At 72.2% G+C, this 8,378-nt stretch carries 8 protein-coding genes; 3 read left to right on the top strand and 5 right to left on the bottom strand.

Going from position 1 to position 8,378, the window contains the following annotated elements:
• Positions 1 to 1,168 (top strand): ABC transporter ATP-binding protein (locus ASF38_RS18095; RefSeq protein ID WP_304438655.1); only part of this gene is annotated, 1,168 nt, incomplete at its 5' end.
• Positions 1,169 to 1,189: 21 nt separating this feature from the next.
• On the opposite strand, the gene ASF38_RS10805 is transcribed toward ASF38_RS18095, so the two are convergent.
• Genes ASF38_RS10805 through ASF38_RS10790 form a run of 4 tightly spaced genes read right to left on the bottom strand, consistent with a single transcriptional unit; the run spans position 1,190 to position 4,470 of the window.
• The gene (locus ASF38_RS10805; protein WP_235497653.1) at positions 1,190 to 2,041 is read right to left on the bottom strand and encodes a ParB N-terminal domain-containing protein; all 852 of its coding nucleotides are present in this window, start codon (positions 2,039 to 2,041) and stop codon (positions 1,190 to 1,192) included.
• Between the two features lie 16 nt (positions 2,042 to 2,057).
• Complete coding sequence (locus ASF38_RS10800; protein ID WP_056575840.1) at positions 2,058 to 2,744, bottom strand: metallophosphoesterase; 687 nt, start codon at positions 2,742 to 2,744, stop codon at positions 2,058 to 2,060.
• Between the two features lie 38 nt (positions 2,745 to 2,782).
• On the bottom strand, positions 2,783 to 3,127 hold the full coding sequence (locus ASF38_RS10795; RefSeq protein WP_055965092.1) for a DUF4233 domain-containing protein: 345 nt from the start codon (positions 3,125 to 3,127) through the stop codon (positions 2,783 to 2,785).
• Positions 3,124 to 4,470: a folylpolyglutamate synthase/dihydrofolate synthase family protein gene (locus ASF38_RS10790; protein WP_055965088.1), complete on the bottom strand. Its 1,347-nt coding sequence runs from the start codon at positions 4,468 to 4,470 to the stop codon at positions 3,124 to 3,126. Before ASF38_RS10790 ends, ASF38_RS10795 begins: the two co-directional genes overlap by 4 nt.
• A gap of 163 nt (positions 4,471 to 4,633) precedes the next feature.
• Between ASF38_RS10790 and ASF38_RS10785 the strand changes: the two genes are divergently transcribed.
• Entirely contained in the window at positions 4,634 to 6,805 is a 2,172-nt protein-coding gene (locus tag ASF38_RS10785) for an MMPL family transporter (protein WP_082480689.1), read from the top strand.
• Positions 6,806 to 6,860: 55 nt separating this feature from the next.
• Complete coding sequence (locus tag ASF38_RS10780) at positions 6,861 to 7,856, top strand: DUF2332 domain-containing protein (protein WP_056575836.1); 996 nt, start codon at positions 6,861 to 6,863, stop codon at positions 7,854 to 7,856.
• Positions 7,857 to 7,871: 15 nt separating this feature from the next.
• Here ASF38_RS10780 and ASF38_RS10775 read toward each other — a convergent pair whose 3' ends face one another.
• The gene (locus ASF38_RS10775; RefSeq protein WP_056575834.1) at positions 7,872 to 8,312 is read right to left on the bottom strand and encodes a nuclear transport factor 2 family protein; all 441 of its coding nucleotides are present in this window, start codon (positions 8,310 to 8,312) and stop codon (positions 7,872 to 7,874) included.
• Between the last annotated feature and the right edge of the window lie 66 nt (positions 8,313 to 8,378).

Genomic DNA, 8,378 nt, shown 5'->3' with positions numbered 1-8,378 from the left:
TGATCCCATGGCCACCATCGAGATGAAGAACATCGTCAAGAAGTACGGGGACGGCTTCCCCGCCGTGAACGACATCAGCATCGACGTCGAGGACGGGGAGTTCCTGATCCTGGTCGGCCCGTCGGGCTGCGGGAAGTCGACCCTGCTGCGCATGATCGTGGGTCTGGAGGACATCAGCTCCGGCGACATGATCATCGACGGCGACCGGGTCAACGACCTGGCACCGCGCGACCGCAACCTGGCCATGGTCTTCCAGAACTACGCGCTCTACCCGCACCTGACGGTCTACGAGAACATCGCCTTCCCGCTGCGCCTGAAGAAGGTGCCGGAGAAGGAGATCGACGAGAAGGTCCGCCAGGCCAGCAAGACGCTCGACCTCGACGAGCACCTCGAGCGCAAGCCCGGCAACCTCTCCGGCGGTCAGCGCCAGCGCGTGGCCATGGGCCGCGCCATCGTGCGCGACGCCAAGGCGTTCCTGTTCGACGAGCCGCTGTCGAACCTGGACGCCAAGCTGCGTGGCCAGATGCGCACCGAGATCGCGCGCCTGCAGAAGCAGCTCGGCATCACGACCGTGTACGTGACGCACGACCAGACCGAGGCGATGACGCTCGGCGACCGCGTCGCGGTCATGAAGCGCGGGATCCTGCAGCAGCTCGCCTCCCCGCGTGAGCTGTACGAGCAGCCGGTCAACCTCTTCGTCGCCGGCTTCATCGGCTCGCCGCCGATGAACTTCCTGCCGGCCACCGTGGAGGACGGGAAGATCACCTTGCCGTTCGGCACCTTCCCGCTGCCCGCCGACAAGGCCGCGCGCGCCGAGGGCAAGGGCCTCATGCTGGCCGGCATCCGCCCCGAGCACTTCGAGGACGTGTCAGTGCTGAAGGACGAGGCCGACTCCTCGCGCACGTTCGAGGCGCACATCGACGTGCGGGAGTGGCTCGGCGACCAGCAGTACGCCTACGTGCCCTACGACGCCGACGCCACCACGCAGGACCAGCTGCGCGAGCTCGCCCGCGAGGCCGACAGCGAGTCGCTGCGCACGCAGCTGGTCGTCTCGCTCGACGCCGCCAGCAAGATCACCGACGACGACAACACGGTGCTGTTCATCGACACCGACAAGCTGCACCTGTTCGACCCGACGAGCGGGGAGAACCTCACCGTCGGTCTCTAGCCCCGTGCCGCGTCCGGCCGGTCACGACCGGTCGGACGGGCGGGGAGGCTGGGCCTTCCGGCGGCGCTTACGCACGGCCTCGAGCACCTCGGCGTTCCACTCGTGCTCGCGGATGAGCCGGTACCGCTCCCCCGCGACCCGCAGGTAGGCCGCGGCAGGTCGCTCGTCGTCGCCGCGCACCCCGGCCTCCTCGATCATGGCCACGACCGGCTCGAACTCCTCGGCGTACCAGCGGCTCGCCATGGTCGCCTTGTCCATGTAGGCACCCTCGGCGTGCATGGTGCGGGTGGCCCAGGCCTCCACGGTCTCGGCCAGGTAGCCGTAGTCGAAGGGGTCGTCGAAGGCCACCGCGGCGCGCGCCTCGCCGGTGAACGGCACCCGCTCCAGCATCAGTCGGCGCCAGTGCTTGAGCTCGAGGTCGCTGCGTCCCTCGACCCCCACCGGCCTCAGGAACGTGTCGACGACGGTCACCCGCGCCTCGATCAGCTTCAGGCCGAGGCTGCGGGCCACCGAGACGCGGTGGTGGCCGTCGCGCACGTAGTACTGGTCGCCCACCTGGTAGACCTCGATCGGCGGGATCACCTCGCCGGTGCGGCTCGCGCGGGCCAGACGCTCCCAGCGCTCACGGCTGCGCGCCGACGTCGGCCGGAACCGGCGGTCGAAGTCGCGCACCTTGTCGACGGAGCCGACGATGCAGTCCAGCGGGATCACCCGCGTGCCCGCGTAGTGCTCCCCGCGCCGACCGAGCGCCTCCACGACCTCGTCGAACGACATCGACTGCGCGACGTCGTCGTGGTCGTTGCGCAGCCGTGCCGCCAGCGCCGACAGCACCTGGTGCCGCCGCGCACGCATGAAGTCGCTCTCGGCGTCCACGCGGGGCGATCCGGAGTCACCGACCACGGCGCCCACCCCCGGCGACCGCGGCGACGGGTGCGTCGAGCGGCTCGACGTCGATGACCTGCCACGGGATCACGTTGCGCAGCGTGGTGCGGCCGACGTGGCGGTCGCTCTTCTGCAGACCGTAGGGGTGGATGTGGCCGTGCAGGTGCCAGGTGGGCTGCAGCCGGCCGATCACGTCGTGCAGCGCCTCGAAGCCCCGGTGCGGCGGGTCGTCCTCGTCGCCGAGGCCGAACGGCGGGGAGTGCGTGAGCAGGACGTCGACCGGCCGGTCACCGGCCCGTCGCACCAGTCGTCGGGCCCGACGCGCCAGCTGGCGCTGGGTGTACTGGTTGGCCCCCGCGTTGTAGCGGATGCTGCCGCCCAGACCCGCGATGCGCAGACCCGCCGCCTCGACCACCGCGCCGTCGGCGCTGGTGCAGCCGAGGGGCCGGGGGTCGGCCGACGGCATGCCGTCGCCGGTCAGGACGCCCATGAGACCGCTGCGCTGGGTCACGACCTGCGGGTCGTGGTTGCCCGGCACGAACACGACCGGGACGTCGAGGCAGGAGGAGAGGAACTCGAGGTAGTCCCACGGCAGGTCCCCGGCGGCCAGCACGAGGTCCGGCCGCAGCCGTCGCACCTGCGGGTGGTGGATCGACTCCACCACCTCGTCCGCGACCGCGAGCACCTTGACCATGGGTCCACCGTAGGCCGCGCTCCCCCGGGACGCGAGGGTCAGTCGGGGTCGGGACCCTCGGCGGCCCACCGGGCCTTGTCGGCCTCGATGCGTCGGCCGAGCAGGAAGGCGCTGGCCCAGAGCAGGGCGAACATGCCGCCGACGAAGAACATGACCGGCACGAGGAAGCCCAGGGCGACGACCGCCACCTGCAGGACGTGGCCGACGACGTAGCCCGACGGCTTGCGCAGCATGCCGGCCGTCAGGATGCACAGCACCGCGAGCCCCAGGCCGAGCGTGAGCGCCAGTCCGGCCGGCACGTCCTCCACGGAGATCATCACCGGGACGCTGAGTCCGAGGAGGATCGCCTCGAACGTCAGCATCGCCGCACACATGCCCCTCATGCCCCACCTCCGACTGCCCCGGCACCCAGCAGCACCCGCGCCTCGCCGGCGGTGACGACCGACCCGATCACGATGACGCCGCCGCTGCCGATCGCCTCCTCCATGCCCGCACCGGTCTCGGCCATCGAGATCGCGCGGACGAGGGCGTCGTCCAGGCCCCGCTCCACGGTCACCCGGTCCTCGCCGAAGACCTCCTCGGCCAGCTCGCCGAGCTCGTCGGCCCGCATGGCACGCGGCAGGCTGTTCTGGGTGCACACCACGTGGGCCAGCACGGGCTCGAGCTCACGGAGCATCTCCTCGACGTCCTTGTCGGCCATGACGCTGACGACACCGACGAGCGGGCTGAAGGTGAAGGAGTCCTGGACCGCCTCGAGCGCAGCGCGGACGCCGTGCGGGTTGTGCGCGGAGTCGACCAGCACGGTCGGGCTGCGCCGCACGACCTCCAGCCGACCGGGCGAGGTGACCTCGCCGAACGCCGACCGCACCAGGTCGCCGTCGAGCTCGGCACCGACGAACGCCTCGACCGAGGCCAGCGCCACGGCGGCGTTCTGCGCCTGGTGCGCACCGTGCAGCTGCAGGAGGACGTCGTCGTAGCGGGCGTTGAGGCCCTGCAGGCTGATCTGCTGCCCGCCGACGGCGTTGAGCCGGTCGGCGACCCCGAAGTCGACGCCCTCGCGCAGCGCCGTGGCCCCGACCTCCATGCTGCGGCGCATGAGGACGTCGAGCACCTCGGGCTCCTGGGCGGCGAGCACGGCGTGGGCGCCCGGCTTGATGATGCCGGACTTCTCCAGCGCGATGTCGACCGCGCGGTCGCCGAGGTAGGCGGTGTGGTCGACGGCCACGGGCGTGACCACGGCGACGCGGCCGGTCGCCACGTTGGTGGCGTCCCACGCACCCCCCATGCCGACCTCCACCACCGCGGCGTCGACCGGCGCGTCGGCGAAGGCCGCGTACGCCATGGCGACGGTGAGCTCGAAGAACGAGATCGGGTGCGGCTGGCTGTCGTCGACGACCTGGGCGTAGGCGGCCACGTCGGCGAAGGCCTCGACGAACTGCTCCTCGGTGAGCGGCTCGCCGTCGAGGCTGATCCGCTCGGTCATGCTCTGCAGGTGCGGGCTGGTGAACCGCCCGGTGCGCAGGTCGAGCGCCCGCAGCAGCGCGTCGATCATCCGCGCCGTCGACGACTTGCCGTTCGTGCCGGTGAGGTGGACGACGGGGTAGGCGTCCTGCGGGTCGCCGAGCAGACGGCACAGGGCGGTGATGCGCTCGAGCGACGGCTCGAGCCTGGTCTCGGGCCAGCGGCCCAGCAGGGCGGCCTCGACCTCGGCGTAGGTGGGGTTCATCCCCGCCAGTATCCCAGGCCGTGCCGCGCGTGCCGACCGCGTGGACCCAGTCGGCCCGGGTGAGCGGATCGGGGATCTCCCTGATTCCACGCGCCCCCCTCTGTCCGCCATGATGAGAGGGCTGCGGCGCCGGTCGTGCACCCCACCCCCCAGGAGCATGCGCATGAACCACCGGATCAGTGGTTGGATCGCCCACCGTCGAGCCAAGTGGCTCGTGCTGGTCGTCATGCTCGTCGCCCTGGGCGGTCTGGGCTCGTTCGGCTCGAAGCTCGCCGACGTGCAGGAGAACGACGTCGCCTCCTTCCTGCCCGCGGAGGCGGAGTCGACGCAGGTCATCGCGAAGGCGACCCAGTTCGCCGACCCCGACGTGATCCCGGCCATCGTCCTGCTCGTGCGGGAGGACGGCCCCCAGCCCGACGACCTCGCGCGGCTCGAGACCCTGAAGACCGATATCGCGGCGATCCCCGAGGTGACCGGCGACATCGTGGGCCCGATCCCGTCCGAGGACGGTGTCGCCGCGCAGCTGGTGGTCAGCCTCAGGATCGACCCCGACACCGGCTGGGAGCGCCTGCCCGACGTCGTCGACGAGCTGCGCACCGCCGCGGAGGACGGCGCCGGCGGGGCCGACGTCTACGTGGCCGGCCCTGCGGCGCTCGGCGCGGACCAGGCGAAGGCCTTCGCCGGGATCGACGGCATCCTCCTCCTCGCGGCGATCTCGGTCGTGGTCGTCATGCTGCTGCTGACCTACCGCAGCCCGATCCTGTGGATCATCCCGCTCGTGTGCGGCGTGCTCAGCGTGTTCGCCGCCCAGGGCGTCGTGTACCTGCTGGCGAGGTACGCGGACCTCACGGTCAACGGCCAGAGCGCGGGCATCCTGTCCGTGCTCGTGCTCGGCGCCGGGATCGACTACGCGCTGCTGCTCGTGGCCCGCTACCGCGAGGAGCTGCGCAACACCGAGGACCGTCACGAGGCCATGGCGCATGCCCTGCACCGCGCCGCCCCGGCCATCCTCGCGAGCGGCAGCACCGTGGTCGTCGGCCTGCTGTGCCTGCTGCTCGCCCAGATGAGCTCGACGTCCGGGCTGGGACCGGTCGCCGCCGCGGGCATCGTCGTCTCCCTCGTCGTCATGCTCGTCCTCCTCCCCGTGCTGCTCGTGGTGTTCGGCCGCTGGGTCTTCTGGCCCTTCGTGCCGCGCTTCGGCGACCCGCAGCCCGCCGAGCGCGGCATCTGGGGTCGGGTGGGTCGGCGCATCGCGCACCGCCCGCGCACCGTGTGGGTGGTGACGACCCTCGTCCTGGGCGCCTTCACCCTCGGCGTGGTCCAGCTCGACGCCGACGGACTCTCGAACGCCGAGTCGTTCACCACCGAGCAGCCGTCCATCGTGGCCGAGGAGAAGCTGGCAGAGCACTTCCCGGGGGGCGCCGGTGACCCGGTGCAGGTCGTGGCCGACGCCGGCGCGGGCGAGGCGGCCGCTGCGGCGCTCCAGGACGTGCAGGGCATCTCGCCGGACACCGTGACCGAGCCGGTCGTGCAGGGCGACATCGCCTACGTCGAGGGCACCCTCGAGGCGGCGCCGGACTCCACGAGCGCGTTCGAGACGATCGACCGGGCACGCGACGCGCTGGCCGACGTGCCGGGAGCCCTCGTCGGTGGCACCACGGCGATCAACCACGACGTGCAGGAGGCCTCGGCGGCCGACAACCGGCTCATCATCCCGATCATCCTGGTGGCCGTGCTCCTGATCCTGGCCCTGCTGCTGCGGGCGCTGGTCGCGCCCCTGGTGCTGCTGGCCACGGTGGTGCTCTCGTTCGGCGCGGCCCTGGGCATCAGCGCCCTCGTGTTCCGCCACGTCCTGGGCTTCGAGGGGGCGGACTCGTCGCTCCCGCTGTACGCCTTCGTCTTCCTCGTGGCGCTGGGCATCGACTACAACATCTTCCTCATGACCCGCGTCCGGGAGGAGGCGCTCCTGCACGGCACCCGGCGGGGTGCGCTCATCGGGCTGGCCGCCACCGGAGGCGTCATCACGTCGGCCGGCCTCGTGCTGGCCGGCACGTTCGCCGCCCTCGGGTCCCTGCCGATCGTGTTCCTCGCCGAGCTCGGGTTCGCGGTGGCCCTCGGCGTGCTGCTCGACACGATCATCGTGCGGTCGGTGCTGGTGACGGCCCTGAACCTCGACCTCGGCCGCTGGATGTGGTGGCCGAGCGCGCTGTTCCGCACCGACGGCGGGCACATGAGCGGCGCCCCCGACCACGCGGTCGCCCACCACGCCGCTGACCCGGCCCATCCAGCGGACCCCCTGGCCGAGGGGCACCCCGCCCCCGAGCACCGCGCCTAGGCGTAACCGCCCTCCGCTGCTCGCGCACCGGTCGCAGCGAGCAACAATCGACGGCATGGAGCTCTGGCACGACCTGGCCGAGCAGTATCGGGAGTTCGCGGCCCAGGCCGCCGACTCCCCCACCTTCGCCACGTGGTCCGCGGCCGTCGCCGAGGACCCCGAGGTGCTGGGGTGGCTCACCACCCTCCCCCGTCTGAAGCAGCAGCCGAACCTGGTGTTCGCCGCCGCTTGCGTGCACGGCGTGATCGCCCCGGGCCCGTACGGCGGGCTCCGCGACGCGCTCCTGGCGGACGGCCCGGAGGGACCCGTCCGCGCGACGATCCTCGAGCGCGCCACCCAGACCAACGAGGTCGGACGACTCGCCACGCTGGTCCCGGCGTTCGGCCTCCTCGCCGAGCACCACGACGGCGCGCCGCTCTCGCTGGTCGAGGTCGGTGCCAGCGCGGGCCTGTGCCTCTACCCCGACCGCTACGCCTACCGGTGGCGCACCGACGACGGCGACGTGACCCTCGGCGTCGGGCCCGAGCTGCCGTGCCGGATGACCGGACGCGTCTCGCTCCCCACCCGGGTCCCGTCCGTGGCAGCCAGACGAGGCGTCGACCTCAACCCGCTCGACGTCACGTCCGGCGACGACGCCGCCTGGCTGGAGGCCTTGGTCTGGCCCGAGCACCAGGACCGTCGCGACCGACTGCGTGCGGCGCTCGACGTGGCCCGGGCCGATCCACCGGACCTCGTCGCCGGCGACCTGCTCACCGAGCTGCCGCGCCTCGTCGAGGCTGCGTCGGCCGACGGACCGGTCGTCGTGTTCCACAGCGCCGTGATCGCCTACCTCGACGACGAGCAGCGCGACGCCTACGACGTCCTCGTCCGTGGCCTCGTGGCCGAGGGCGCCTGCCACTGGGTCAGCAACGAGTCGAAGAACGTCCTGCCGTCGGTCACCTCCGGAAGTCCTGCGCCTCCCCCGGACCACCCCACCTTCGTGCTGGGCGTCGACGGGCAGGCCGTGGCCTGGACGCACGGACACGGTCGGACCCTGCGCTGGCTCGTCTGACGGGCACGCCCCGGGTCAGTCGTCGGGCGCCTCGGAGACGAGGCCGGCACCGGTGGCCGGGTCGAAGGGCACCGACTCGTGCTGGTGGACGATGCGCCACGCGCCGTCCACGCGCCGACAGACCAGGGTGCTGCGCACCCACATGTCCACCTCGGCACCGTCGTGCAGGCGGCCGCTCACGTGGTACCGGAAGGCGCAGTACCCGACGTCGTCGGCCCCACCCACGTGCAGGTGGTGCACCTCGTACCCGGGACCGACGGCGTAGGACGCCAGCCACGCGCCGAGGCCGTCCGCCACGGCCGCGGTCCCCCGCGTCTCGGCCGGCGGGAGGACCGGGTAGCTGACCACCTCGGGATCGTGGGCGTCGACCAACGTCCTGCTGTCACGCTCGACCACCGCGCGCACGCGGTCGGCGATGAGCTGGCGGAGCTCGTCCTCGATCGATGTCAGGGGCATGCCACCACCCTGCGCCCTCCCGCCCTGCGCCACAACCCGACGCCGCGCGGCCCCGCCGGACCATTC

It is taken from the genome of Aeromicrobium sp. Leaf272 (assembly GCF_001422865.1).
In the GTDB taxonomy this organism is placed as follows: domain Bacteria; phylum Actinomycetota; class Actinomycetes; order Propionibacteriales; family Nocardioidaceae; genus Aeromicrobium.
Note: the sequence above shows the minus strand (reverse complement) of the source record. Positions and strands in the feature narration are given on the sequence as shown.

Bases quoted from the DNA above. Each gene is read 5' to 3' on its own strand.
- ASF38_RS10780 (WP_056575836.1), top strand. From the start codon at position 6,861: ATGGAGCTCTGGCACGACCTGGCCGAGCAGTATCGGGAGTTCGCGGCC.
- ASF38_RS10790 (WP_055965088.1), bottom strand. From the start codon at position 4,470: ATGAACCCCACCTACGCCGAGGTCGAGGCCGCCCTGCTGGGCCGCTGG.
- ASF38_RS10785 (WP_082480689.1), top strand. From the start codon at position 4,634: ATGAACCACCGGATCAGTGGTTGGATCGCCCACCGTCGAGCCAAGTGG.
- ASF38_RS10775 (WP_056575834.1), bottom strand. From the start codon at position 8,312: ATGCCCCTGACATCGATCGAGGACGAGCTCCGCCAGCTCATCGCCGAC.
- ASF38_RS10795 (WP_055965092.1), bottom strand. From the start codon at position 3,127: ATGAGGGGCATGTGTGCGGCGATGCTGACGTTCGAGGCGATCCTCCTC.
- ASF38_RS10800 (WP_056575840.1), bottom strand. From the start codon at position 2,744: ATGGTCAAGGTGCTCGCGGTCGCGGACGAGGTGGTGGAGTCGATCCAC.